Source organism: Paenibacillus glycanilyticus, assembly GCF_030161375.1.
Classification (GTDB): domain Bacteria; phylum Bacillota; class Bacilli; order Paenibacillales; family Paenibacillaceae; genus Pristimantibacillus; species Pristimantibacillus glycanilyticus_B.
In genome coordinates this window covers 227,458-251,853 of record NZ_BSSQ01000019.1, presented here as the reverse complement: position 1 = coordinate 251,853, position 24,396 = coordinate 227,458, and the positions used below count along the sequence as shown (strand labels likewise).

General features: G+C 47.8%; 27 protein-coding genes. 4 read left to right on the top strand and 23 right to left on the bottom strand.

What is annotated here, in order from left to right; all coding sequences use genetic code 11:
- Positions 1–10 precede the first annotated feature (10 nt).
- On the top strand, positions 11–982 hold the full coding sequence (locus QQK89_RS25110) for a tRNA dihydrouridine synthase (RefSeq protein WP_284241457.1): 972 nt from the start codon (positions 11–13) through the stop codon (positions 980–982).
- Between the two features lie 85 nt (positions 983–1,067).
- Here QQK89_RS25110 and QQK89_RS25105 read toward each other — a convergent pair whose 3' ends face one another.
- The 10 genes from QQK89_RS25105 to QQK89_RS25060 all read right to left on the bottom strand — a co-directional run bounded on the left by QQK89_RS25105 (position 1,068) and on the right by QQK89_RS25060 (position 10,707).
- Positions 1,068–2,105, bottom strand: a complete 1,038-nt coding sequence (locus tag QQK89_RS25105) for an NAD(P)/FAD-dependent oxidoreductase (protein WP_284241456.1) — start codon at positions 2,103–2,105, stop codon at positions 1,068–1,070.
- Positions 2,106–2,233: 128 nt separating this feature from the next.
- A complete protein-coding gene (locus tag QQK89_RS25100; RefSeq protein WP_284241455.1) occupies positions 2,234–3,820 on the bottom strand; it encodes an AraC family transcriptional regulator in 1,587 nt (528 codons plus the stop codon).
- A 123-nt stretch (positions 3,821–3,943) separates the two neighbouring features.
- Complete coding sequence (locus QQK89_RS25095) at positions 3,944–4,948, bottom strand: ABC transporter substrate-binding protein (protein ID WP_284241454.1); 1,005 nt, start codon at positions 4,946–4,948, stop codon at positions 3,944–3,946.
- A gap of 215 nt (positions 4,949–5,163) precedes the next feature.
- On the bottom strand, positions 5,164–6,042 hold the full coding sequence (locus tag QQK89_RS25090; protein ID WP_284241453.1) for an NAD-dependent epimerase/dehydratase family protein: 879 nt from the start codon (positions 6,040–6,042) through the stop codon (positions 5,164–5,166).
- Entirely contained in the window at positions 6,042–6,599 is a 558-nt protein-coding gene (locus QQK89_RS25085; RefSeq protein WP_284241452.1) for an HAD family hydrolase, read from the bottom strand. Before QQK89_RS25085 ends, QQK89_RS25090 begins: the two co-directional genes overlap by 1 nt.
- A gap of 108 nt (positions 6,600–6,707) precedes the next feature.
- Positions 6,708–7,769 carry a zinc-dependent alcohol dehydrogenase gene (locus tag QQK89_RS25080; RefSeq protein ID WP_284241451.1) on the bottom strand — a complete coding sequence of 354 codons (1,062 nt, stop codon included), beginning with the start codon at positions 7,767–7,769 and terminating at the stop codon, positions 6,708–6,710.
- Between the two features lie 27 nt (positions 7,770–7,796).
- Positions 7,797–8,792, bottom strand: a complete 996-nt coding sequence (locus tag QQK89_RS25075) for a phytanoyl-CoA dioxygenase family protein (protein WP_284241450.1) — start codon at positions 8,790–8,792, stop codon at positions 7,797–7,799.
- A 92-nt stretch (positions 8,793–8,884) separates the two neighbouring features.
- Positions 8,885–9,793 carry a helix-turn-helix domain-containing protein gene (locus QQK89_RS25070; protein WP_284241449.1) on the bottom strand — a complete coding sequence of 303 codons (909 nt, stop codon included), beginning with the start codon at positions 9,791–9,793 and terminating at the stop codon, positions 8,885–8,887.
- Positions 9,794–9,961: 168 nt separating this feature from the next.
- The gene (locus tag QQK89_RS25065; RefSeq protein WP_284241448.1) at positions 9,962–10,222 is read right to left on the bottom strand and encodes a hypothetical protein; all 261 of its coding nucleotides are present in this window, start codon (positions 10,220–10,222) and stop codon (positions 9,962–9,964) included.
- 197 nt (positions 10,223–10,419) lie between these two features.
- On the bottom strand, positions 10,420–10,707 hold the full coding sequence (locus tag QQK89_RS25060; RefSeq protein ID WP_284241447.1) for a hypothetical protein: 288 nt from the start codon (positions 10,705–10,707) through the stop codon (positions 10,420–10,422).
- Between the two features lie 198 nt (positions 10,708–10,905).
- Between QQK89_RS25060 and QQK89_RS25055 the strand changes: the two genes are divergently transcribed.
- Positions 10,906–11,322 (top strand): VOC family protein, encoded by a 417-nt coding sequence (locus QQK89_RS25055; protein ID WP_284241446.1) that lies wholly within the window; start codon positions 10,906–10,908, stop codon positions 11,320–11,322.
- Positions 11,323–11,407: 85 nt separating this feature from the next.
- Here the strand turns inward: QQK89_RS25055 and QQK89_RS25050 are convergent, their stop codons facing one another.
- Positions 11,408–11,602, bottom strand: a complete 195-nt coding sequence (locus tag QQK89_RS25050; protein WP_284241445.1) for a hypothetical protein — start codon at positions 11,600–11,602, stop codon at positions 11,408–11,410.
- 151 nt (positions 11,603–11,753) lie between these two features.
- On the opposite strand from QQK89_RS25050, the gene QQK89_RS25045 reads away from it, so the two are divergent.
- Positions 11,754–13,124, top strand: coding sequence for an S-layer homology domain-containing protein (locus QQK89_RS25045; protein ID WP_284241444.1), 1,371 nt, complete (start codon positions 11,754–11,756; stop codon positions 13,122–13,124).
- An 8-nt stretch (positions 13,125–13,132) separates the two neighbouring features.
- On the opposite strand, the gene QQK89_RS25040 is transcribed toward QQK89_RS25045, so the two are convergent.
- From QQK89_RS25040 to rpmG, 4 genes are all read right to left on the bottom strand, one after another.
- A complete protein-coding gene (locus QQK89_RS25040) occupies positions 13,133–13,339 on the bottom strand; it encodes a hypothetical protein (protein ID WP_284241443.1) in 207 nt (68 codons plus the stop codon).
- A 225-nt stretch (positions 13,340–13,564) separates the two neighbouring features.
- Positions 13,565–14,620, bottom strand: a complete 1,056-nt coding sequence (locus QQK89_RS25035; protein ID WP_284241442.1) for a DUF4037 domain-containing protein — start codon at positions 14,618–14,620, stop codon at positions 13,565–13,567.
- 37 nt (positions 14,621–14,657) lie between these two features.
- Positions 14,658–16,103 (bottom strand): sulfatase family protein, encoded by a 1,446-nt coding sequence (locus QQK89_RS25030; RefSeq protein ID WP_284241441.1) that lies wholly within the window; start codon positions 16,101–16,103, stop codon positions 14,658–14,660.
- A 120-nt stretch (positions 16,104–16,223) separates the two neighbouring features.
- Positions 16,224–16,373, bottom strand: coding sequence for a 50S ribosomal protein L33 (gene rpmG, locus QQK89_RS25025; protein WP_015844858.1), 150 nt, complete (start codon positions 16,371–16,373; stop codon positions 16,224–16,226).
- A 164-nt stretch (positions 16,374–16,537) separates the two neighbouring features.
- Here rpmG and QQK89_RS25020 point away from each other — a divergent pair, with 164 nt between their 5' ends.
- Positions 16,538–17,905, top strand: a complete 1,368-nt coding sequence (locus tag QQK89_RS25020) for an APC family permease (protein WP_284241440.1) — start codon at positions 16,538–16,540, stop codon at positions 17,903–17,905.
- Positions 17,906–17,959: 54 nt separating this feature from the next.
- On the opposite strand, the gene QQK89_RS25015 is transcribed toward QQK89_RS25020, so the two are convergent.
- The 8 genes from QQK89_RS25015 to QQK89_RS24980 all read right to left on the bottom strand — a co-directional run bounded on the left by QQK89_RS25015 (position 17,960) and on the right by QQK89_RS24980 (position 24,394).
- Positions 17,960–18,442 carry a DUF2975 domain-containing protein gene (locus QQK89_RS25015; protein WP_284241439.1) on the bottom strand — a complete coding sequence of 161 codons (483 nt, stop codon included), beginning with the start codon at positions 18,440–18,442 and terminating at the stop codon, positions 17,960–17,962.
- 191 nt (positions 18,443–18,633) lie between these two features.
- Positions 18,634–19,101 (bottom strand): hypothetical protein, encoded by a 468-nt coding sequence (locus tag QQK89_RS25010; RefSeq protein ID WP_284241438.1) that lies wholly within the window; start codon positions 19,099–19,101, stop codon positions 18,634–18,636.
- Between the two features lie 29 nt (positions 19,102–19,130).
- Positions 19,131–20,039, bottom strand: coding sequence for a response regulator (locus tag QQK89_RS25005; protein ID WP_284241437.1), 909 nt, complete (start codon positions 20,037–20,039; stop codon positions 19,131–19,133).
- Between the two features lie 4 nt (positions 20,040–20,043).
- The gene (locus tag QQK89_RS25000; RefSeq protein ID WP_284241436.1) at positions 20,044–21,333 is read right to left on the bottom strand and encodes a sensor histidine kinase; all 1,290 of its coding nucleotides are present in this window, start codon (positions 21,331–21,333) and stop codon (positions 20,044–20,046) included.
- A 34-nt stretch (positions 21,334–21,367) separates the two neighbouring features.
- Entirely contained in the window at positions 21,368–22,018 is a 651-nt protein-coding gene (locus tag QQK89_RS24995) for an amino acid ABC transporter permease (RefSeq protein WP_284241435.1), read from the bottom strand.
- Positions 22,019–22,048: 30 nt separating this feature from the next.
- On the bottom strand, positions 22,049–22,702 hold the full coding sequence (locus QQK89_RS24990; protein WP_284241433.1) for an amino acid ABC transporter permease: 654 nt from the start codon (positions 22,700–22,702) through the stop codon (positions 22,049–22,051).
- A gap of 74 nt (positions 22,703–22,776) precedes the next feature.
- Positions 22,777–23,625 (bottom strand): glutamate ABC transporter substrate-binding protein, encoded by an 849-nt coding sequence (locus QQK89_RS24985; RefSeq protein WP_284241432.1) that lies wholly within the window; start codon positions 23,623–23,625, stop codon positions 22,777–22,779.
- A 40-nt stretch (positions 23,626–23,665) separates the two neighbouring features.
- The gene (locus QQK89_RS24980; RefSeq protein WP_284241431.1) at positions 23,666–24,394 is read right to left on the bottom strand and encodes an amino acid ABC transporter ATP-binding protein; all 729 of its coding nucleotides are present in this window, start codon (positions 24,392–24,394) and stop codon (positions 23,666–23,668) included.
- Between the last annotated feature and the right edge of the window lie 2 nt (positions 24,395–24,396).

Below are 24,396 nucleotides of genomic sequence, written 5' to 3'. Positions count from 1 at the left end.
AGGAGATTATATGAGTAACGAGAATTTTTGGCTTGATTTGCCGAAGCCATTTTTTATATTAGCTCCAATGGAAGATGTCACAGACGTTGTATTTCGTCACGTCGTTAGTTCAGCTGCTAAACCCGACGTATTTTTCACGGAATTCACAAGTACGGATAGTTATTGCAACCCTGTTGGAATAGAAAGTACCCGTGGCCGGTTAATGTTCACGGAAGATGAGCAACCCATCGTCGCTCATATTTGGGGCAATAAGCCGGAATTGTTTGCTCAGATGAGCATAGATATGAAGAAGCTTGGCTTTCGCGGGATCGATATCAATATGGGATGTCCTGTGCAAAACGTTGCGTCCAATGGAAAAGGTTCTGGATTAATCCGGCATCCTGAAGTTGCGGCAGCTATTATTCAAGCAGCCAAAGCAGGCGGATTACCCGTTAGCGTCAAAACAAGATTGGGTTACACCGAGGTTGAGGAGTGGCGCGACTGGTTAACGCATATATTGAATCAAGATATAGCGAATCTTTCTATTCATCTTCGTACCAAAAAAGAAATGAGCAAAGTAGATGCGCACTGGGAACTCATCCCCGAAATAAAAAAATTACGCGACGAAATTGCTCCAAACACGCTATTAACGATTAATGGTGATATCCCCGACCGCGCAACAGGAATGAAATTGGTGGAACAATACGGCGTTGACGGCGTTATGATTGGCCGCGGTATCTTCACCAATCCGTATGCTTTCGAACAAGAACCCAAAGAACATAGTGCGAAGGATTTCCTCCATCTACTACTGTTACAGCTCGATCTTCACGATAAATATTCAGCCATCCTGCCACGTTCATTTAAACCGCTTCTTCGGTTTTTCAAAATTTATGTTCGTGGATTTAGAGGCGCAAACGAATTAAGAATTCAATTAATGGAAACAAAATCTACGGATGAGGTTCGTCGTCTAGTGAATGCTGTACTAGAGCAAGAATTGAATTGATCAACAGATCAACAATAGAGAGACCTATCAAAAGTTCAATGAACTCTTGATAGGTCTCTCTTCGTCATCCTGTTAGCGGACGCTGCTATTCATCGGATACGCCAAGCGCTTTGTTCCGTTCTTTAAACCTCTCGTTATGCGACGATACATAAGCCATTCTTGGTGCCTCGGGATCCATGTACTGTTTGGCGCTGTTAAGGGCTAAAGCTGCATCTGTGAACGCTCCTGCTATGAGGTTGAGCTTGCTTTCGTAATTGGCGAAGTCGCCAGCCCCGAATATGCCCGGCAAGTTTGTCTCCAGTTTCGGGGTGACAAATATGTTCCAGTCGTCCATATCCAGACCCCAATCCTTGATGCCCGTAAAATCGGATTTCAGCCCGTGGTTGACGATAACCTCGTCGATTTCTAACTCTCGCGAGTCACCTGATTCGATATGGGTAATCGTCACCCTTTCAATTGTCTTTCCGTTGCCGCTGTATAACTGCGAGACTTCATATGGCGTTAGCACATCGGCAACAGACTCCTTCATTCTAACAATGTTCTTCTCATGTCCGCCGAAGCGGTCGCGCCTATGCACGACTGTAACCTCAGCAGCGATATGTACTAGCTCGTTCGCCCAATCGACAGCGGAATTTCCGCCGCCCGAAATAAGGACTCGTTTTCCTCTAAAAGGCTCTAATTCCTGCACGGTATAGTGAAGATTGGTCACCTCATAGCGGTCGGCACCTTCGAGCTCCAGCTTTGCCATTCGCAGAATACCGCGGCCGATAGCCAGAATGACCGTGCGCGTCCAGTGCTTCTCCCCCGTTGCCGCCTCCAGAATGTAGGTCGAATCCGCTTGTTTCTCCAATCCGATAATATGTTGGCCGAATACAATTGTCGGATCGAACGTCTTCGCCTGCTCCGACAATTGGGCGATCAACTTCTCGCATAGGATCGGCGTAACCCCTCCCACATCCCAAATCATTTTCTCGGGATAAATAAGCATCCGTCCCCCAAGCTCGTCTTTCGCTTCTATTAACTTCGTCTTTAAATCCCGCATTCCACTATAAAAGGCAGTATACATTCCCGCAGGACCACCGCCGATAATCGTCACATCGAATAATTCAAGCTGCTCCGTCAATTGATGTCCTCCTCCAGCTGGCGTCTATAACGCCCAAACTATGATAATCATTATCAATGTAATTGTAGCTTCAGCGATGCGGCAATAACAATGGACAAAATCGACGGAGGCTTTATATAAATACAAAATCATGCTAACGATCGCAAGATATCATCGATTTTTTTGCCGTTCGATATGATTCCGTTATTCATCCAAGTTAGAAAATCAACCTCGTAAACTTGATTGTTTCTTACAGCGGGCAGATCCCGCCATTCTGGCTGCGTAAGCAGTTCCCTCTCCTTGCCTTCTGCCTGGCTATGCCACTTATCGAAAGTAATAAACAGATGATCCGCGGTTAACGTATGCAAGTCCTCTACTGAGAGATTGAACATGCCCGGTCTATTCGCTTTGGAAGCTACGCCTACTGCGGAGTGGGAGCGCAAGCCAACGTCGCCGTAGAGAACAGTCGAAACAAAACCTTGCCCTTCATCCGTATATTGAATAATGTGGTCCGCCGAGATACGCAAGAAGGCAACCGTTTCGCCTTTCATAACCTGACTGAGCGTATGACTCGCGCTCCGTGCTTTGGATTCATATTCTGAGATCATATCTTCGGCTAATTCCGTCCGGCCGAAATAATCCGCGACGGTACGAAGCAGCGTACGCCAATTTTGGGTCTCCTCGCGTAGAATGCACGTATTCGATATGCGTCTGCACTGCGAATATTGCTGTTGCTCGTAACGATCCATGAGCAAGATCAAATCCGGCTCATAACAGGAAAGTTCGTCAAAATTGCCGCCGTTTTCGTCAAAAGTCGGAATATGGCTTAAGCCTAAATAGTCTTGTTTTCCCCATTTGGAATGCCAATACTGCGCGATAGGCTGCAAATCCAGCGCGACTATGAAATCCTCCAAATACGGCGCTACTATTCGGAGTGTCCCCTTGCGGCTGCGACGATATTGTCCGGGCGAAATGCCTACCGTCTGCTTGAAACGACGATTGAAATAATATTCATTGTTGAAGCCTGCATGGAGGGCAATGTCGAGCAGCTTGTCATCCGTGCTTGCCAGCCATTTCTTGGTTTCATTAATCCTAACTTCATTCAAGTACTGGAGCGGTACTTGACCCGTTGCCTCTTTGAACAGGCGGGTATACTTCCAGCGATCAATGCCTGCAAGAGAGGCTAGCTCCTCCACGGTCAGAAGCTCGCGGTAATACTGATGAATATGCCGTATGCTAAGCTCTACCCCATGTCGCTCGCTATCCGTTCCCCCATCCTGGGCTGCAGGCGCGTTTTGGCGGAATAGAAAGAGCAAGAGCTCTTGAAATCTAACAAAACGTTGGAACTGCTCGAGCTCTCCTGTCGTCTCGCGGAGTCCATATAATTCATCAAGCAGCTCCAACGTTTTCGCAAAAGGTGCGCAGGCAAGCTCTTGCTTATTCGGCAGCAAGCTCGAAGCCGCCTCGTAGTCGCTTGTTACGAAGCACAATCGGTAATAGCTGTACATTCCTTCTTGATCAACGGATATTGAACTCCCAGGCCTTTGCAAATAGCATTTTCCTTGGCCCGTCCCGCTCGTTATAACGAGCAGTTCAAAGTTCTCCTTATCATTGTTGTCGCTGTCGTACAATTCACTAGCTTCTGCTTGATCACCAACAACATTTAAGTGGATGGATCGCAGCACATAATGGACTAAAGGTGCAGTCCCTGCTCGTTTGCACAGTTCAATATCCATTGTTCCTATCAAACCGCCTTCTCGATTGATATTCATTCTCATTTGATTTATTGTAAATCAAAAAGAGCCGTCCATCAACACTGTTGTTGAAAGCGGCTCTTTCTCTATTGCTCTTAATTGCTGCTAAGAAGCCAGCAACCGAAGCAAATCATCCATCTTCAATCCGTTGGCTGTAATAGCTCCCGTCTGCCAATACGATCTCTCTACGGGATAAACATGGCCGTTCTTAATAGCGGGAACGTTTTGCCATAACGGATCAGCCATCATTTTCTCAAGCGCCTTTGCGTTGCTCTCTTCCTCCCAAGTCCCGTTGGACGGAAGCAGAATAATATGATCTGCGTCAAGCTCGGGAATGACCTCGTTTGACAAGACGATATTGCCCTCTGTCATCTCCTCGGCGAACTTTGGTGCCTTCAGCCCAAGATCTTCATACAAGATTTGTCCAACAAACGTATTATGAGTGCCGAAAATATTAATCGATTTGTCTGCGACGTTCATCCGCAGAACAACAAGCTTTTCTTCGCCGATTGCCGCGTTCAGCTTCGCCTTCACATCAACTATACGGGTTTCGTAATCGGCTAGAACCTGCTCCGCTTTGTCGCTAAGACCAAGCAAATCGGCGATTAAAGTCAAAGTTTTGCGCGAATCCGCAAGTACGTCATCCGGCAAGCGGAACGTCGGCGCCACTTTGGAATAAAGCTTGTATTGGTCTGCATCGACCTCTCCGGCGCCGATGATCAAGTCCGGTTTGGACACAAGCATAGCTTCAATGCTGCCAGTCACGTCGAACAACGGTACATCCAGCTTTAAATAATCCTGCTTGCCCCACATTGGGTTATAATATTGCACAATAGGGGTTACCCCAAGCGCAACTAAATAATCTTCACGATAAAGAGCTGAGACTCGCTTTGGATTTGTTGGAATTTCCACCTCTCCAAAGGCATCGGTTACGACGCGCGTTTCCGTCTGAGGCGGGGCTTCGCTTGGCGCTGTGGTCGCCTGCCCAGGCTGGTCGGCATTCACCGTGGTCACAGCTTGATTGTTCGTCGAGCCGCAACCTGTCACTGTAATTATTGCTGCCGCTATTAGCGATATCCATCCTGTCTTCATAAATCCCGATCTTGCCATGATTTAATTCACTCCCAAATGTTGTATGATCTCTTGCAATACAATCCACTCATTCAAAATGATAATCATTATCAATTCGAATGACTAGATTGTAACCCGAATAGGATTGCATGCTCAATACACATTCTCAACGGCCGGCTTTATACAAACTCGTTACCTCAAATTCTCTACAAAAAAAACGCTGCCCTATTTGCTTGGCAGCGTTTAGTAAGTTCTTAGCGATCATTCGGTAGTTCTGAAGGTACAACGAGGCCATGGATTTCAAGGGATTGCTCATGCCTTAATTGTAAATCTCTCAGGAATTCAATGAATCCGACCCGAGGCTCCCAGCCTATAATCCGCTTAGCTTCGGATAAATCATGCTGCTCAACTTCATCCGGCAGAGCAATGTTATAAAGCTCCAGCAGCTTAGTGATTCCTGGAATCTGTTGTTCACACCACTCTGGCCCTAGCTTGGCGAAATGGCTTCGCACATTCTCAGGCATGCCATGGTTCGTATGGATAATCGTCCGGAACAATCCAAAAGCTTCTGCTGCAGCAGCTTCCAGCGCCATAACCGTCGCCGATGCGACGTCTCTTCGGTCAACGCCATTTCGCAATAGTCTTGCGCCGAACTCCAGGTACGGCCTAGGAATAAATTCATGATAGCGGAGCATTGCAATCGAAGCACCTGTCATCTCGTGGTAGGCTCGGCAAAGATCTTCGCCGATGACTTTGCTGACCCCGTACACAGACCCCCAGCCGTAAGCCATTGACGAGGCATAAACGATGGAACGAATGCCTTCCTTTCTGCATGCTTCGAATACATTATAGGTTCCATCTACGTTAACCGCGAATATCGTATCGTCGCTTACCGGCGGTTGATGGCTGCAATGCCATGCGGCTAAATGAATAACTCCATCCATGCCTTGCACCGCTCGCTGAACATCGGATACAGTCCTTGTATCGCAACGAATAAACTCTGCCGTTCCTTCATTAATCATTGCAGAAGGAATGACATCCGCCATTCTTACTTGATGGTCAGCTTGGAGCAATTGCCGGCAGACGGCTTGTCCTCCATTACCGGATGCGCCGGTTACGAGTACCTTCATCATTAACACTCCTTCACATTTGAGACGAGTTCTGCATTCAGACGATCTGCTAATTCTACAAGCGCGAGTGGCTCGGAGATCGAGTAGTCAGGTTGCTCCAATGCATCCAGCGAAGTTTTCGGATAACGCGTGGTCCAGTTCAGATGTACGCTCGTGATCCCAACTTGATTCGCTCCTCTTACGTCGCGAGACAAATTGTTACCAACCATGATGATCCGGTTTCGGTCTTGCTCGTCAAGCTCCATGGCAGCCATGGCGGCTTTGAACATACGCGGATTGGGCTTATCGACCTTCATCTGCTCGGAGTAGATGAGTACCTCGAAGTAATCATATAGGCCGTTTATAGTGAGCAAATTTTTGAATGATTGCGCTAAACCATCTGCTACGATTGCCAGACGGTAGCCATGTTCCGCCAACGTTCGAACCATCACATCGGCTCCTGGAATGACTTTGCCGTCAATAACCGTTCCGTGTTCGTCACGCACTTCCGTGCCTTCATCAATAATCGTATCTCCGCAATCGAAAAAAATAATGAGTTCCTTCTCTTCAGCGTTCATCATTTGGTCCCCTTCAGCGTCGAATGTTATGACAAGCTGCCCAATCATTGTCCTTGAACTTTAGACTGCTTATCTGTGAAATTCTTGAAGGAAAGGTTACTCTCCTGCTTATTAACCGAAATTCACGCCTAACTTGATGCTGAGATCCGGGCGCCGGTCGACATATTGTTCGTAGCCGTCTGCCGATTCTAGGAAAGGAACGACGGGATTGATGACTTCTTCGCAGTTAATTTGACCATTCTTCAGCATCTCCCAACATACGTCCTCAATTCTTCTCCAGCTCCAGCGCGGATAGTCCGGGTTTGGCTCGCTGCATGCGCGGGAGAAGACGATGTTGGCGTTATTGAAATGCGCTTCGCGTCCCAAATCAAGTCCTCCTTTGAAGGCACGCGCCCAGCCGACAAATGCGATGGTGCCGCCGTACGCCAATCCTCGCAACGCTTGTTGAAGCGCAAATTCGCTTGCGCTTGTCTCGATAACGACGTCCACACCTAACTTGTCCGTAGCTTTCTTCAGTTCGAGGCCCACGTCTTGATGTACAGGATCGATGGCTGCATCCGCGCCAGACCGGAGCGCAACTTCGCGACGCTTCTCGATTGGGTCGATCACGGCTACCCAACTTGCGCCTGCAAGCCGGGCCATTTGCGCGGCGATCTGGCCGATGGCACCAAGACCGAAGATGGCAACGCGATCGCCAGCACGGACATGCGCGTCGCGAATGCCGCCAAGCGCGAATTGGGCAGGGTCGAAGCAAACCGCGTTTTTCCATGACATGTTGGCCGGAACCTTCTTCAAATAATAGTTGTTAATGGCGTTAACGATATGTGTCTCTCTGACGCCGCCGTAGCAGCAAACCCGGTCACCGACAGAGTAATCCGTTACGTCCGCGCCGACTTCCGCAATGATACCGACCCATTGATTGCCGAGGTTCCAGCGTCCGAAGCCGCCGTCCGTTGCATGGTCGCTCTCCTCCCGTTTCAGGAACATCTTCCATTCTTCGTCAAAATAATCGGCTGTATGCGGGCTCTCGCCACGGAAACCGGCTAGCTCGGAACCGTGTTTCGGCGAAGCGTATTCGACTTTGACCTTGACTTCGTTCGGTTTAATCGGTTGTTCCTCGTAATCGGCGATAGCGGCTTTGCGCGGAGCGGCTGCCAGTAATTGTTTGGGCATGTTCAAGAACCTCCAATGACCGTGTGATTATTCCTTTTTCATGCCCATAGGCATCATCATGCCGTTATCCATCCCCATCATTGCAACGCTGCCGCTTGCTTCTTCTTCGTCGGTCAAATAGACTTCCGTTCCGAAGGCCGGCTCGGCATACGGATGAGTAGTACATCCTCTTGCTAATATTTGACGGTAATTGCCCGAATCCCCTTCAAATCCATCATGATCCCAAGGTACTGAGGAACGGGCATTGCAGTAATGGCATACATACGCACGGCGATACCTGTCTGTCGTGCGGTTCGGGTACGAGCGATGGAACAAATGAGAGTCGAAGAACAATACGTCCCCGGCGCTCATTGGTACGGGAATCGGCGGTGGATAGCTCTCGACCACTTTAGAAAGCGTATTCACTTGATCGTCTAGATGGCTGACATTCTCAACGCCATGCAAATCGGCGAACGCGTCAAGCGCATGAACATTGCCTCCTCCCATTCCTTCCGGAGGATATACCGGTTCATGATTGGATCCGGGCACGACCCATAAGCAGCCGTTCTCTTCATCAACCTCCTCCAGAGCAATCCAAGCGCCAACCAATGTATCCGGATGCGTGCGGATGTAGCAGGAGTCCTGATGCCAGCCCTGCCCGCCTTTGCCCGGCGGATTCAAGAACAACATGGATTGCAAAGCATAGACATCGGGTCCAATAAGCGCCTCAGTCACGTCTATAATGCGCGGGTTCAGCATGCCTCGTTCTGCGGCGGCATTCACTCGGGATAACATATGGATTCTTGTCGCGGCGGCGAATTCTTCTTTTAGAGGATCACTATTGTTCTTGTCTGCTTGTTTGCTTGGATCCAGCTGGCTTAGACGCTTTTCCTCCGCAAGCTCATACAGTTCGGCAACCTGTGAGGAATCGAGCAGTCCGCGTACAATTAGAAATCCGTCTCTATGGTACTGCTTGTATTGCTCGACGCTTACCAAATACCGATCGTCCCGTTGCTTTGACTTAGGAGTGTAAAATTTGCCCATTAAAGGTGCCTCCTTCATAGTTAACGCTTTACTCTTATTCTAAGAGAAACACTGCCTTTTCCTCCATGGAACGATTCATATAATTGGTGTGTTTATTTGATGTAGTCTTCTTGGACGATAACTAACCGGTTAGCGGGAAAATGAACGGAGGTAGCCATGGCGAGCGGTTCAGCCGTATGGCGGAACAATGGTGCATTTGAACGTTTTATATATTCGGATGGGGTGATCCCGCGAATTTTCTTGTACATTTTAGAGAAATGATGTTCATCCGAGAAACCTACCTGGAACGAAATCTCTTTGATTGTACCTTTGCCTCGCAGCATCCATTCCTCCGCTCTTCGCATTCTGAGCTCCAGCAGAAACCGCTTCGGCGACATGCCCGTCCATTCGGTGAACACTCTCGTGAAATGTCCATGCGACCAGCCCGAGCGGCTAGCGATATCGTCAATTCTGATCGTATCGGACAAATCTTCGGACATCAGATCGATCGCCTGTTGCACGTGAATCGGAAGCAGCTCTGCCGCTTGCAAGGTATAAGCATCCGGAGAAGCCAGCTCTTCCACTATCACCTGCATCAGCGCCATCAATTTTCTATGCCAATAAGGCGGCTGGCGGTTAGCGATCCACAGCATTTTTTTCAATAGACCGGGAACTAGCGGGAATTGTTCAGCCGGAAAGATCGGAGAGCCTTCAAACAAGCCTTCATATCCGGCCTCCCGGCTTCTTAGCGCCATGGATTCAAAATGAATGAACAAATGACGAACGTTTTTCTCCGAGTCAAAACGGTATTCGTGCTCTTCCCCGGGTCTTGTAACTAACAGGCAAGGTTCGTTTAAGACATAACTCTTGCCGCCTGCCGAATAAACCACGCTGGTGCCTTCAGGGAAATAAATTAATTCATAATCGGAAATCGTGCGCGGACCTAGTATATATCCCGACTGCACCCACAAATCTCCAATGCAGTGAATTTGAAGGGGAAGCTTGTCCTGAAAGGCTGTCATGGTCATCCTTCTCCTTTAGCAGTTGTTGTTCTTATTATCATATTCTTTGTTCAGCGCTAAGCCCCTTTTTATTGAGAGATCAAATAATGAGCTGAGCGAATGCGGTTGACGCCCCAAACAAAAAAACCGCAGAATATGCGGCTTCTCATCTACTATGTTTCTGTCGCTTCACTCGGCATTTTGTGCCTCGTCTATTTTTTCCTTCCTGACGATTCTTCCTTCTTCATCCTCGTCAAAGGAATATTCGTTATCGCAACCTTCGTCTTCGCACTTTAATCGGGTTGTATTTAAATGCCCTTCTTTAAATACAAAGGTTGGTTTCTTTTCCGGTTTTCCATTTCTAAGTATGTTATATTCGTTGAAATGAACGATTTGTTCGAAGACGATTAGTTTCTTTCCGCAATCACACATAGGAACTAGATAATTCATTGATGCCCATCCCTCGTTCCATTTCAGAATTGTGCCTTTATGATACGTTATATTCGCCGTGAGGGATTAATGACTTGGACATCTGTCCCTATATCTATAAACGTCCCGTAATATTCCATGTAATCAGCAAACATAAGACCCGTAAGATGTCCGCTTCATGCAGCGTTCATTCTTACGGGTCTTATGTTTGTTAAGTCCTATTTTTTCGAACGTTTCTTGGAAGAAGCTTTAACTTGTTGTTTCCCGCGTTTCACGCTGGAAACCATAACGTTTTTCTCTGTATGCGTATAATAATGCTGATAAACAGGGCAACAATGGTGTTGCTTCACTGTTTCGATATTTTGAACGACATTGATAAGCTGTGGATGGTAGTAGTTCTCGTACAAGGTAATTGGAGGATCATAAATCGTTTGGGTTGGACAATCGGGACAAAAGTTAGCTTCATTCATACTTTCTACATTACCCATGTAATAGTTACGGTTCACTGCACTTATCCCCTTCCGGTTTTTGAAATACAACTTATTGTATTCACATAACCGCAATACGGCCTGTACGCTTGACCCGTGAGGCGATCGCCCCCCATGTTTATGCGGTTTGGTGGGAGAGACAAATACCGTGTGCTTAGATTTCTTGGTTTGACATCCAATTTATCATAGTGATACTGTATACACGAGGTGATCAGAATGGCAGAAACAGCCAATAGCATGTTTGTTAATCTACCTGTTAAAGATCTAAAGAAATCGATTGCGTTTTTCGGCGAAGTAGGTTTTGAATTCAACCCGAACTTTACTGACGACAATGCAACATGTATGGTTATCGGAGAAAACATTTACGCCATGTTATTGGTCGAAGGATATTTCAAAACCTTCACTAAGAAAGAGATTGCAGATACATCCAAAGTGACCGAAGTCTTAGTCGCATTAATGGTCGAAAGCCGCGCAAAAGTGGACAAGCTAGTTGACAGCGCGATTGAAGCTGGCGGCCAAATTGCCAATGACACGCAAGATCTCGGCTTTATGTACCAGAGAAGTTTCCTCGATCTGGACGGTCACCAATGGGAAATCGGCTTTATGGATGAAAGCGCGATTTCACAGGGATAAGAATAGTTGTATGGTTTGCTTCAACATAAAAAGAGATGGTGTCTCCAGACATCATCTCTTTTTGATTTATTATTTTACGTACATGTCATTCCTCTGTATTATCGCTTGCCTCACTGCGTTTGTTGCTTATATTGGTTAATGCAAACTCCTCTTTGTCCATTCCCAACTCCGAAGCAATCTTTTTCTTGATGACCATGGCTTGTTGCAAGCTTGTTGCCCGATATTCAACGGTAGTTCCAGACGGATCTTCGAATGAATAATAGTTCTTTTTATTTGACATGACCATGTTCCTCGCTTTCGATGTACAGTTATCTAACTCATTATCTCCCCGTACGGTCATCCACATACCGATTCTTATACAGATATAGTGACAAAATTCATTTCTCTCCGTATGATTGTTATGGAATAATTTGGCGAGGATGTGTATCTATATGAAAAAGAATTCGCGTAAGTTAATGTTTGCCCTCTTGCTGTCTGTTATGATGCTATTTCAATTCGCTCAGCCGTCGGCCGCTGATGGAGAGGTCAACTATGACTTTGATCGAATTGAAGTTGTATATGCAGCTGATTTCGCTGTATATCCCCAGTATGCCGCTGCCGATCATTGGTTAACTGCTCTCGCAGGCGGAACGGACAAGCCCGTGCAAATCCTATACGGTATCGTTCATTTGTTCACAGGAGAGCGGTATATCGAAGAACAGTTTATTGGGATGTCCGGCGAGGGCGGCTCGGAGCGCTTCTTAAGCAACTCAATAAGCAATGAGTTTAATGAGTTAAATATGCGGTTGAAACAATCCTCCATCCAGTTCTGGTCTGGCAAAAAGCTTGATGACGCGACGGTCGTAAAAGATTTTAATCAGCCGATAAAGTCGGTGACCCTTGTCCAGTCCTTCGACCAGCAAGGAATATTGACGGGATATCAACTGAACGCCGCGCCACTCTATTTAATGAACAATCCTCCGGCCTCGGACTTCTTCGTCAGCTCATATAGCTCAAATCCCACTACTATGGTGCAATCTGGTGAATTAAACGGCGTGGAAGTCGAAACACAACCGGAGAAGCCAAACCTCGAAGAATCGCAGGATCTGTTGCGAGAAGAAGTATCCATTCTTTCCGCATCCGCTTCATCCGGTTCCCCCTCTACTAGCCAGCGGATACAACAAGCGGATACTTTGAAGGGACTTGGTCTCTTTATGGGAACCAATTACGGATATCAATTAGGCGAGCCTATAACTCGGGCGCAAGGAACCGTTATGCTGCTACGGCTTTCCGGCGAAGAGGACGACGCTACAGGAGTACAACTGAAGTCCAGCTTTACCGATGTAAAAAGCTCCCATTGGGCTGCTAAGTCCATTGCGTATGCGGTAAACAAAGGTTATGTCAAAGGCATTGGGAACGGTGCATTTGCTCCGGATCGTTTAATGACGGGCAAGGAATTTCTGACCTTAATCAACCGATTGCTCGGTTATCCGGGCGCAACGACTTCAACTGCGGAGGAATTGTCACATACCAATGGGTTGCTGGCAGCGGATGCCGCTTCGAGGCTTGCCAATGCCAAACCTTTCCTGCGCGGCGATATGGTCGAGGTTGTTTACGCAGCTTTGCAAACAAAGCCAGCCGGCATGAGCAAGACTTTGCTTCAATCTCTCGTCGAAGATAAAGGTTCGATTAGCGCTGAGCTCGCCACCGCCAGCGGACTGTACGTTAAGCCGAACTCGCCTGCTTACTATATTCCAAAACCGGGCAGCGATCCAATGGATTCGATAGAGCAAGCGATTCGGCAAAAGCTTAATAATAAGTGATACGTCTATTAAAACAATAACGTCTTATTTGAAACAGCCGCCTCGTCTTCTTCAACAGAAAGATCCAGACTACCGTCTTCTAACAGATGCGCCGGGTACTTCCTGTCCAACATCAGCATAACGTCCTCAATCAGCCCTTCCTCCAGTACAGAGGCTGTATTTTGCTTCAACCCTTCAAGTGTGTGTTTAACGAAATCCAAAGATTGTTTAGTCATTGATAATTCCCCCATATGATTAATAGTCGTATTCTCATAATAAAAAACACTTGCTCCAAGACTTAAAAGGAGCAAGTGTTCAACATCGCCTGAATTCAGGCCGGCATTAGAATGGATCGTCACCTACAAAAAGAATAACGTTGAATGCTGCTGCTTTCCTAATATATACCCGCTGAATAAAAGTTTGAAACACAATCAAAAAAAAAAGCCGCTGTGTGCGGCTCTCTAGTCTTTAAATAGGTTTTTGAACGTAGTTCTCGCAGATTCTCCTCTACTCTCTGACCACCTGCTCATTTTTCTGAAATCTGTGTTATCCGTGATTAGATCTATGTTGCCGATTAAACGTTTTTTGGATAACCGTTGAATATCTGGATCTACAATTTGATTGGCGATGAGACTGGCGATAGCTTCGCCGTTCATTACTTTGAAGGGCCGATCGAAAAAGGATGTCACGCCCTCAGGAATCTCTTCCGTTATCCCTAATGCGTTGTGCATTCGGGATAGATGTGTGTAAGCTTGATTCAGAGCATGTTCGCGTTCTCTCCACGTTGCAGCTGTTTGTGCCGTCCAAAGATGAGGCATGAGCGAATTAGAGCAGTTCAAGTTGTTGAATGCGGTCCCCAACCATTTGGGGTAAGGAGCATATTGACGTTCCATAAGAAAGCAAAGATTAATGATGTCACGGACCAGGCGTGAAGCGATAATAGCCGATCCCAATTCGTCGCCGATATAACCCGAACGGAGCATCAGATGTTCTTCTTGACCAATGCGCTGCCAACAGGATCCCATCAAGTACAACCATATATCGCTAGGATAATATTCGAATTGTTTGCGTAATGCGGACAGTTGACCATGATCGTCCCTGTAAACTTCCCCGCGTGTTATTTCGAGCAGCGACTGCGAGGGAAACGTTAGCCAATCCACTAGTTCTAATTGTGCGTCTTGGTTAACAGCAAGGTAACTTTCGATGAACATTGGCACCGTAGTAATGACGGTCTTCTCTATATCGACGGGAAAACCATAGAATCGTTCCGGAGCTCGCTCGCGAAGCGTTGATTGGATTTGGTCGGAGTAACCGAAATCTGAATGGTTAAGAAATAAGTAAACCCTAGGCACCCAATCGTGATCCGTAGACATTTCCGTATCATAACCGAGAACTTCGCTGCCGGGACCCATTAATGCCGATGAGTAAGACAACAAAGGGTATTGGTCCATCATGAAAGGCTCAATGATTTCCATATGAAATCGACGGCATAATTCTATTCCTTTAACAAAAGACATGATCCATCCTCCAGTTTTTGCAACAGCTCGCTGCGATTCACCAAGGCGCAACCCGAGGCGGCAGCGGATCAACGGTAAATGCCATCCGGTCGCATAACCGGTTCATTAATTCAAGCTTCACGGCTATGTATGCGGGGTCGTGCCACAAGTTGTTGAATTCGTCAGGATCGTCTTCCAGATCGTAAAGCTCCCCGAGCGAATCCCCGTGATAAACGACAAGCTTATGGGTGGCGGTACGGAGCATGGTCGCCCAAGCAGAGCGCTGATTATGCTTGAAATTAGCATCATTGGATTCGCAATAAATATCTTCCCGGTGCAGGGTATCTATATTAGCGGATAGATAAGGCCACAGTGACTTCCCTTGCATCCCTTCGTACACTTTAATGCCTGCCGCGTCCAGCAGCGTTGGAGCCAAATCCACCAGTTCAACCAGTTGCTTGTTTCGCCGACCGCCTTGAATATAGCCGGGCCAGGATACGATAAGCGGCACGCGTACGGAACATTCGTAGAAATGCGGTCCCTTCAAATACATCCCGTGATCTCCAAGCAGTTCACCATGATCGGACATAAACACGACTATCGTATTGTCCAGCTGTCCGCTTTGCTTTAGTGCTTCCAGCATTCGGCCGACCTGCTCATCGATCAGATCCACCATAGCCCAATAGGCTGCCTTCAATAACCGGTGATCGTTGTTGTCCATCTCTGAGAAAGGCAGATGGCCTTTCATGCCATAAGCGCCTTCATGATCGATCCTCTGGTATAAGGGTTTTCCTTCAAGCTCGCCTTCCTTATATTTCGGAAGCGGGATTTCGTCAAGTCTAGCGAGATACTTGTCCAGATATGCTTTAGGCGGGTCAAATGGATGATGAGGGTCAAACATATTGCATATAAAAAACCAAGGTTTATCGTAATCTGCGTTCGTCTCTATAAATTGTACGGCTTTTTCCGCGCACCATGTCGTCTGATGGTCTTCCGCATCAGGGCCGGTCTGCACATGCTTGGAACCTTCGATATGCGGCGCTTGGAATGTCTTTCCTTTCTGCTTCAGCCACTGGGTATATTCGTTAGTCGGCCATTCGGACATCGGATGATGGGACCAGAAGAACTGATGGAAGCCATCGTCGATCCGTCTCTCGGTTGCGCTATTTACCGATGGATGGCAGGCCGATAGATGCAGCTTCCCGGACAATCCGCAAGTGTAGCCCTCATCCGCAAGCAACCGTGAAATCAGCTTTTCATCCGCAGGAATGTTTTGCCCGTTAGCCCTGCATCTTGTCGTTCGAGGATACCGGCCGGTCATAAAGCTGGAACGGCTGGGCGTACATACCGGACTTTGGCAATAAGCATGATCGAATTGAACGCCAGTCCGGGCAAGAGAGTCAATATGAGGCGTGTTCACCCACTCGTTACCGTAACAACCTAAAGTGTCGTATCTCTGTTGGTCCGTACATATCCATAAAATGTTAGGCTTGCCGCTTGTCATTTGCACGCTTCCCTTCTGCCATGATCGCAATATTGGAAATTACATATGTACATTAGAATACTACAAGGTATAAGTTGGAAAAGAAAGGGAGCAGAGACTTAGATCTGCTCCCTTTCCTATTTATCTGGTCTCTCGATGAAGCGTCATTTTTTTATGGGAAGGACAATATTTGCTAAGCTCCAGCCGGCTCGGATTATTTTTCTTGTTCTTCATCGTCGTGTAATTGCGGGCACCGCATTCCGTACATGCTAATGTAATGATCACTCGCATGATGATTCTCACCTGCCTTTATCATCATGGTATGTATGGGCTGAACCTTGTGATCAGCACGAAATAAAGAATATGCCGAAATTCATCAACATTTATATTTATGCATGAGCCAAGTTGTGTTATATTACTTAAACTGCACAGTCGATCATCAGGAGGAATAGGAATTGCAAGCAACATTGAAGCGAACACTCGGACTATGGTCTATTGTCATGCTTGGACTAGGCTATATGGCTCCGATGGCTTTGTTTGATACTTTTGGAATTGTATCGGGATCCACCGATGGACATGTGCCTGTCGCGTACGCGATTGCTCTTGTCGCCATGCTGTTCACGGCCTTCAGTTACGGAAGAATGGTAAAGGTCTTCCCAAGCGCAGGCTCCGCTTATACGTATACCCAAAAAACAATGAACCCCCATTTAGGTTTTCTGGTAGGCTGGTCCTCCTTGTTAGATTATCTGCTTCTCCCTATGGTCAATGCGCTGCTGTCGCAAATTTATCTTTCAGCGATTTTTCCCGAGGTGCCGCCATGGATCTGGGTTGTAGCTTTTGTACTTATCATTACTTGCGCGAACATATGGAGCCTCACTTCTATTGCTAAATTCAATACCTTATTGGTTCTTTATCAAGTGTTAATTGTCGTTATTTTTATCATTCTCGCGGTTCGGGAGTTAATGAACGGTGAAGGGTATGGCAGCGTTCTTGCTTCGGGACCTCTATATAATTCGGATATGCGGATTTCTTCCTTGGTTATTGGCGCAACGGTATTGTGCTTCTCCTTCCTAGGATTTGATGCGGTAACCACGTATTCGGAAGAAACGCCAAATCCGTCTTCGACGATTCCTAAGGCGATTTTCCTTACGGCTCTTATTGGCGGATTGTTATTTATTATCGGATCTTATTTTGCTCAAGCGCTCTTCCCTGATGTCACCAGCTTTAATGATCCTGACGCGGCATCGCCTGAGATCGCCCTTTATGTAGGCGGTAAAATCTTTCAGTTGTTCTTTCTCGCCGCTTCACTCGCTTCAACCGTAGCATCGGGACTGTCCTCGCATGCAAGCGTCTCCCGTCTACTGTACGTAATGGGGCGGGATAACGTATTGCCAAGCAAATTATTCGGATATGTGCATCCTCGCTTGAGAACGCCTGTCCTGAATATTATTATCGTTGGTCTGCTCGCCATGACCGCCGTATTTTTTAATTTGGAGACAGCTTCTTCTTTCATTAGTTTTGGAGCGCTGATTGCATTTACGTTCGTAAATCTGTCCGTGATTGTACACTATGCGTGGAGAAAGAAAATGTATTCAACCGTAACCGGCTTTTTCTCTCATATCGTAATTCCAACAATAGGCGCGGTGTTCGTGTTTATTCTCTGGTTTAACCTGGAGCGCAACTCCTTTATGCTTGGCCTGAGCTGGGCAGCCTTAGGGATCATCTACCTCCTGTTTGTAACGAAAGGATTCAGAGTCAGACCCGGCAACATTCAATTTGAAGAAGCTGGCGAGTCTCCGAGAATCGACGTTCAAGCGAAATAAATAACTTATGCAAAAACTCCTGCCGAACGAATCCGGCAGGAGTTTTTGCATAACTCAGATCGTAAGCTCATTATCCGATTTCATTCGAATAACTTCCTGTAATAATCGTTGGAGAACAGCGGCAAACACGGCGATCACCATGGAGGCGAAAATAATGATCGAACCAAATGGCATAAAGCTTGGGGGATCCACGTTCTTCGCCATGAGATAATACAGCGGCATACCTAACAGGTAGATCGCACTGATGGAGATCGCGCAATATTTGATGTTCTTTAAAGCATTTACGGATAATACCGAGAACGCTTGGTTCTTATCCATATAAGTTAAAAGCTTATACGCTTGATACAAAGCCATGTAGAAAGGAATGGCTGCCGCATACATATCGATCATAACCAAAGATTTCAAATAAGTCATGTCGGGGTACGATTCTGCGGCAAAATTCCCGATCCTAGGCACAAGGAATATACAAAATGCAAGAATTGGAATTCCAATTACAATATCGGCTAGTTTCAAAAAGAGTGTTGTTCCCCGTCCCATCAAGAGCACCTCGCTAATCTTAATAAAGATACTCTAACACAATTATTTATTGTTTCACAGTAAATTTGCATCGTATTTTATGAGATTATTATTGTCAGATTATAAATAAGCACAAAAAAGGAGCATTCCTCCTGAACGAGTAATGCTCCCTCTTTAACCTGAACCTTAATATTACTTGCTTCAATTTCGAATCAGGCCGTCTCTGATGGCCCCATTCCGTCCGGCCCATCAACGATGTCGATTACCCCGACGGCAATAATGGATACTGCGGCTGCTTTGCCGAGTTTCTTGGCTCCGTCTTTAATGAGCTGCTTATCGTTTTCCTTTATGCCCGTTACTACGTCTTTGCCGCTCTCGACTACATACTCGATTCCTTGGCCAGCGCCTCTAACCGTCGTCTTGACGGCATTTCCCAGATCATTTAATCCGGTCTTTGCCTGATGGTTATCCGAAGTTATGATTCCGGCTCCTACATCCCATACGCCGCTCGCCGCTTGGCCTGCGAGTTCACCGGTCTTTGCCGTTACTCTTTCCACGTCATTGCCGATCTCTTTTATATAATCGCTGCGAACAAGCTCTCCGGCAACGCGCACAGTACCTCCAAGTACTCTGCCCGTAACATCGCCCGCCAGCTTTCCAATGCCTTTAAGCAGATCCATATTCGAACACCTCCTTATGTTAACTTATTCTACAATTGATTTTTCATTTTATCCTCCGTCTCCAGATGTAGAACCTGAAGAAATTTCTTGATATTAACCTTGCGTTTCTCCTGCGGACCTTTCTCGTCGATTTCCCTCATCTTAAGGCGCACATCTTCGAAGTCGAAATACAGCGGCGCGTAATGCTCGAATTTCGGGTGACTGTAATCCGTAAGCCCGATGCTCGCCAGGTTGGATAAAGCAGCGATGACAGTCCGGCGAACCCGTTGTTCGACCGCTTTCCCTTCCTTCTCAAGATCGCCGCCCGCCGGCTTGCTTGCCCGGGCACTGGCTTCGAACAGCGTTTTGAGCTGCGGGAAGCCTGCTCCCCCTCCCTGCTGCCGCGTGCTTAACCATGACAACATCTGGATGATATCGTGGCTGCCGCTTTCCCCGATAATCCCCATGTCCATTAAGATCATGCGAACTATTTCTTTGGCATCGCGTTTCTTCCGCATGCCAGCAGGTTCGGATTGGAGATCATCAAGCTTGGCAATGGATTGCTTGATTTCCTTCAAATACCGGGCCATTCGCGATTGCTCGCTTACTTTGCCAAGCACGGCGTTGACCTCCACCCGGTTAATCGGCTTGTGAATATAAAACTCAATGCCCGCTTGATAAGCTTTGCCGATCATTTCTTTGTTCTCGATCTGGGAGATCATCACATACTTGCCCTCGTAGCCTTCCTGCTTCAGCCGGGCAATGGTTTCGATTCCGTCCTGGTCCGGCATTAATAGATCGATAAGTACGACATCGGGGTTCTCGTCAAGGACAAGCCGCTTTCCTTCAACGCCGCCGGCCGCCAAGCCAACTACTTCGCCAACGCCGTCTTTCTCGATAATCGTCTGGAGCATTCTTCTGCTTACCGCATCGTCGTCGACAATACAGAATGATAGCATCGGCTTACACTCCCTTCTTCAACTTAGCGGTTGGAAACATGGCGGCGAAAGTCGTTTCAGAGCCCTTTCCCGGTTCCGTCAGGTGGAGTCTGCCCGTGAACGAGCTGACAATATCTCGAACATGCGAGAGTCCGATGCCGGTTGCCGCTACGCCTTCCTGATTGAATTTGGTCGTAAACCCGGGCTCAAACACCATATCTTGATCCTGCAAGGCGATTCCTGTCCCCGTATCGCTAATGATAAACACAGTATCCTCATTGCGTTCTAATACGCGGATGCGTATCGTTCCCAGCCGGTCAATGGCTTCAACCGAGTTGGCCGCCAAGTTGTTAAGCACGGTAAGTAGCGGAATGTAGTGAAGAGTCTTGTAATCGATGCCGATATCCTTCTCAATCCGAATGTCTTTCTTCAGCATCCGGCTGTATTCGCCGTTTGACTTGCCCACTAGCTCGACGATCTCAGTTAAAGACATTTCCGGTGCGCTCTCGAGGTCAACCAGCTTTGTCAGCCCCGCCAGAATACGCTGCGAATCCTTCTTCACTTCGTGAATTTGCTGCGTAATTTCAAGAACGGTTCGGCTGTGTTCGTTATGCCCTTCCTTGTTCAATTGACTGTACAGAGCATGGCTCTTCGCGGTTATTTGTTCGATGACATCCATCGATTTGCGCAAATAGAAGGCTTCGCCATAAAGTCCGCTGCCAACATTAATCATTTGCTCGATCCGTTTGTGCTGCTCGGCGTGAACGCTTCGCATTTGATGCACGGCGATGCTGCTGTAGATACCCGTCGTAAAATAACAACGCACCACGGCGATACCCGATATGAGCAACCACTGATTCGATTGAAAATACGGCAGTCCAAACGTCACGCTGCGCATCAGCAGTTCCGCTTCATTGGAAACCATGTCGATCAGCGACACGCACGCACCGAGTATGAGCGGATTCCACTGTTGCAATCGGCGTTGAATCAGCGCTATGCCGGATCCGAAGACAATGTAATAGAGCATGGCCGGAAAATGCGTCTTCAGGCTATCCGCGAGATAGAACGAGCCTGCCGAAGCGGCTCCGGCTCCGTCAAGCGATATCCGAAACAGCATAACCGTCGCGCCAACGTATATTCCCATTCGCCAATAAGACAGATGGTTCATTAATAGAAGCAAGAACAGAAAGACGCTGCTGCCAAGTCCAAAACGAAAGACTTCGCCCATGAACGGGTTGATCTTGAATTCCCCGGCAACCGCCACTACGATAGCAAACACGGTGATCTGCATACTTTCGGATTTAGAGATGGCCATAGGAATGACTCCTATCCGGGAGTTTTAAGGCCGTTTACCCCCATTTATTTTCGAGACGCCTCGCCGCAAGCGACAGCGCGTAATTGACTGCGAAATACATCATGGCTATAAGCGCAAGAATGGGTATCGTATAATTGTAATTTTGCGCGATAACAATCTTCGAATTGTGCATCAGCTCAGGCAGCGATATGACGATGGCGAGCGACGTATCTTTGAGCAGAGAGATGAATTGGCTCACGATCGGCGGCACCATACGCCTGAGGCCCTGAGGGAGCACGATATGCCAGACCGTTTGCGTGTAAGTAAGACCTGAGGAACGGGCTGCTTCGACCTGTCCTCTCGGGATGGAGTTAAGGCCGCTGCGCACGATTTCCGAGATCATGGCAGCTTCGAATAAGGCCAGACCAACAATAGCCGAGCTCATGACGCTTAGCTTGATACCGACATCCGGCATCGCGAAATAGGTGAAGAACAAGATTAATAGCAGCGGCAAATTGCGGATAAACTCGACGATCACGCCGAGGATGCGGGATACGACCGGAATTCGCATATAGCGAAGCGTTCCGGTAATGCTGCCCAGCACGAAGCTCAGCACGATTGCCACGAAAGCAACCCAGAGCGTAATGCCGAAGCCTTTCAATACGAAGATGAGATTATGGTAAGTAAAAGCACCAGCAATGTCCATCCGCCAATCCTCCTAATCGTTCAGACTTTTTTATTCGTTCTTAGCCAGCTTTCGTTCTAGCTGCAGCGCCGCGAAGCTTAAAGGAAGGGTCAATACGAGATACAAAACCGCGACGAAAATATAGGTGTCGAACGTTGCGTAGGTCTTGCTTGCCACCTGATCGCCATAATACATGAGGTCAAATCCGGCGAAAACGCCAAGAATCGACGAATTTTTAACGAGGTTAATGAATTGGTTGCTAAGCGGCGGAATGACGATTTTAATCGCTTGCGGAAGCACGACATGCCGCATCGTCAGCATGTACGTTAATCCCGATGCTCTGGCTGCCTCCGTCTGTCCCGATGGGATGCTCATAATCCCCGCCCGGATCGCTTCGGCAACAAATGCGGCGGTATAGACCATAAGCCCGGCCGTGCCGCAGATGAAGCCGCTTAACGTGACGCCAAGCGAAGGCAAGCCATAATAAAAGACAAACACGACCAAGAGCAGCGGGATATTCCGCACAAACTCGACGTAAGCTGTCCCGATCCACCTGAGTGGCTTGACCGATGAAATGCGGAATACGGCAATGATAGTCCCAAGAGCGAAGCTGCCGACTAGCGCCAAGATACTCGCCCAGATCGTGTTGCCAAACCCTTTCATATAAATTCCGAAATGATCCGTAAATATCGATAGGTCAGGCATGTAATCCCCTCCGTTATTCCAGATATGCAGAAGATGGGTGGCTTAGCGCCACCCATCCCGGTCCTTGCAGACTTCTATTCACCGGACGGGGACTTGCCGATCCATTTCTCATAGATCTTGTCGTACTCCCCGCTGTCATGCAGCTTCTTCAGTCCTTCGTTCACGCTGTTCACCAGATCCGTCTCGCCTTTCTTGATCGCGATGCCGTACGGCTCGTCAGTGAACGGCTCCCCGACCACCTCATAGCCGGGATCCTGGACGGCCATGCCGTACAAAATCGCGTTGTCGGTCGTCAGCGTATCCCCTTGACCGGCCTTGAGCGCGCTGAACGCATCCTGGTAGTTGTCGAACTCCAGGATCGTCGCGTCCGGTACCTTTGCTTTGATGTTGTCGACGGATGTCGAACCTTTTACGGCTAATACTTTTGTACCTTTTTTGATGTCGTCAATGCTCTTGATTGGACTTCCTTTCTTCACCAGAAGGGACTGGCCGGCCTTGAAGTACACGTCGGAGAAATCGACTTCTTTCTTGCGGTCTTCCGTAATCGTCATCGTAGCGATAATCATATCGATATCGTTGTTGTTGAGCATCGGGATGCGCGTCTTGGAAGTAACTTCCTTCAGTTCGATTTTGGTCTCGTCACCGAGGATCTCCTTGGCCAATGCCTTGGCGATATCTACGTCGAAGCCTTCAACGTTGCCGCTTGCAGGATCCTTCAGGCCAAACAGCTTCGTGTCGTATTTGACGCCAACAACAAGTTTGCCTCGGCTCTTTATTTCGCCAAGCGCTGAGGACGCTTCGGAATTCGAATCCCCGTTAGCGGTATTGCCGTCCCCTGCCCCATTATTGCCGCATCCGCTCAATAGCGCGGTAGCAAGGAAAGCCATTGCGATGCCTACCGTCATCCAACTCTTTTTCTTCATTGCCTCTTAACCCCTTTCAAACATCGAATAATTAATGCCATTAATGGCGTAGCACGCGATTGAGAAACAAACGCGCCCTCTCTTCTTGAGGCTGTTCGAAAAATTGCTCCGGAGGAGAAATTTCAACAATTTGCCCTTTGTCCATAAAGACGACGCGGTCCGCGACTTCCCGCGCGAATCCCATCTCGTGCGTAACGACAACCATTGTCATCCCGTCATGCGTCAAAGTTTTCATGACATCTAGCACTTCGCCGACCATCTCCGGATCAAGCGCGGAGGTCGGCTCGTCGAAGAGCATGATCTTGGGCTTCATGGCAAGCGCCCTGGCGATCGCCACCCGCTGTTGTTGACCGCCGGACAATTGTGAAGGATACGCGTTCTCCTTGTCCGCGATCCCGACTTTCTCTAAGTACATCCTGGCCGTGTCCGCCGCTTGCGGCTTGGGGATCCCTAGTGCCTTAATTGGAGCCAGCGTAATATTATCGATCACTTTCATATGGGGATACAGATTGAAATGCTGGAACACCATGCCAATTCCCCGGCGCAGCTTATTAATGTCGGTTTTACTATCGGTGACATCGACTTCGCTTACGATGAGACGGCCGCTCGTAATCCCCTCGAGCCGATTGATGCAGCGTAGCAGGGTGCTTTTTCCCGAGCCGGAAGGCCCAACCACAACGACAACTTCACCTTGGGCGATTCGAAGATCGATGCTCTTAAGCACATGAAAGTCGCCGAAATGCTTCTCCACTTGCTGAAATTCAATCAACG

Excerpts from the sequence above, each read along its gene's own strand:
- QQK89_RS25110 (WP_284241457.1), top strand. The coding sequence starts at position 11 with ATGAGTAACGAGAATTTTTGGCTTGATTTGCCGAAGCCATTTTTTATA.
- QQK89_RS25100 (WP_284241455.1), bottom strand. The coding sequence starts at position 3,820 with ATGGATATTGAACTGTGCAAACGAGCAGGGACTGCACCTTTAGTCCAT.
- QQK89_RS25095 (WP_284241454.1), bottom strand. The coding sequence starts at position 4,948 with ATGGCAAGATCGGGATTTATGAAGACAGGATGGATATCGCTAATAGCG.
- QQK89_RS25090 (WP_284241453.1), bottom strand. The coding sequence starts at position 6,042 with ATGATGAAGGTACTCGTAACCGGCGCATCCGGTAATGGAGGACAAGCC.
- QQK89_RS25085 (WP_284241452.1), bottom strand. The coding sequence starts at position 6,599 with ATGATGAACGCTGAAGAGAAGGAACTCATTATTTTTTTCGATTGCGGA.
- QQK89_RS25080 (WP_284241451.1), bottom strand. The coding sequence starts at position 7,769 with ATGCCCAAACAATTACTGGCAGCCGCTCCGCGCAAAGCCGCTATCGCC.
- QQK89_RS25075 (WP_284241450.1), bottom strand. The coding sequence starts at position 8,792 with ATGGGCAAATTTTACACTCCTAAGTCAAAGCAACGGGACGATCGGTAT.
- QQK89_RS25070 (WP_284241449.1), bottom strand. The coding sequence starts at position 9,793 with ATGACAGCCTTTCAGGACAAGCTTCCCCTTCAAATTCACTGCATTGGA.
- QQK89_RS25065 (WP_284241448.1), bottom strand. The coding sequence starts at position 10,222 with ATGAATTATCTAGTTCCTATGTGTGATTGCGGAAAGAAACTAATCGTC.
- QQK89_RS25055 (WP_284241446.1), top strand. The coding sequence starts at position 10,906 with ATGGCAGAAACAGCCAATAGCATGTTTGTTAATCTACCTGTTAAAGAT.
- QQK89_RS25050 (WP_284241445.1), bottom strand. The coding sequence starts at position 11,602 with ATGTCAAATAAAAAGAACTATTATTCATTCGAAGATCCGTCTGGAACT.
- QQK89_RS25045 (WP_284241444.1), top strand. The coding sequence starts at position 11,754 with ATGAAAAAGAATTCGCGTAAGTTAATGTTTGCCCTCTTGCTGTCTGTT.
- QQK89_RS25040 (WP_284241443.1), bottom strand. The coding sequence starts at position 13,339 with ATGACTAAACAATCTTTGGATTTCGTTAAACACACACTTGAAGGGTTG.
- QQK89_RS25035 (WP_284241442.1), bottom strand. The coding sequence starts at position 14,620 with ATGTCTTTTGTTAAAGGAATAGAATTATGCCGTCGATTTCATATGGAA.
- QQK89_RS25030 (WP_284241441.1), bottom strand. The coding sequence starts at position 16,103 with ATGACAAGCGGCAAGCCTAACATTTTATGGATATGTACGGACCAACAG.
- rpmG (WP_015844858.1), bottom strand. The coding sequence starts at position 16,373 with ATGCGAGTGATCATTACATTAGCATGTACGGAATGCGGTGCCCGCAAT.
- QQK89_RS25015 (WP_284241439.1), bottom strand. The coding sequence starts at position 18,442 with ATGGGACGGGGAACAACACTCTTTTTGAAACTAGCCGATATTGTAATT.
- QQK89_RS25010 (WP_284241438.1), bottom strand. The coding sequence starts at position 19,101 with ATGGATCTGCTTAAAGGCATTGGAAAGCTGGCGGGCGATGTTACGGGC.
- QQK89_RS25005 (WP_284241437.1), bottom strand. The coding sequence starts at position 20,039 with ATGCTATCATTCTGTATTGTCGACGACGATGCGGTAAGCAGAAGAATG.
- QQK89_RS25000 (WP_284241436.1), bottom strand. The coding sequence starts at position 21,333 with ATGGCCATCTCTAAATCCGAAAGTATGCAGATCACCGTGTTTGCTATC.
- QQK89_RS24995 (WP_284241435.1), bottom strand. The coding sequence starts at position 22,018 with ATGGACATTGCTGGTGCTTTTACTTACCATAATCTCATCTTCGTATTG.
- QQK89_RS24990 (WP_284241433.1), bottom strand. The coding sequence starts at position 22,702 with ATGCCTGACCTATCGATATTTACGGATCATTTCGGAATTTATATGAAA.
- QQK89_RS24985 (WP_284241432.1), bottom strand. The coding sequence starts at position 23,625 with ATGAAGAAAAAGAGTTGGATGACGGTAGGCATCGCAATGGCTTTCCTT.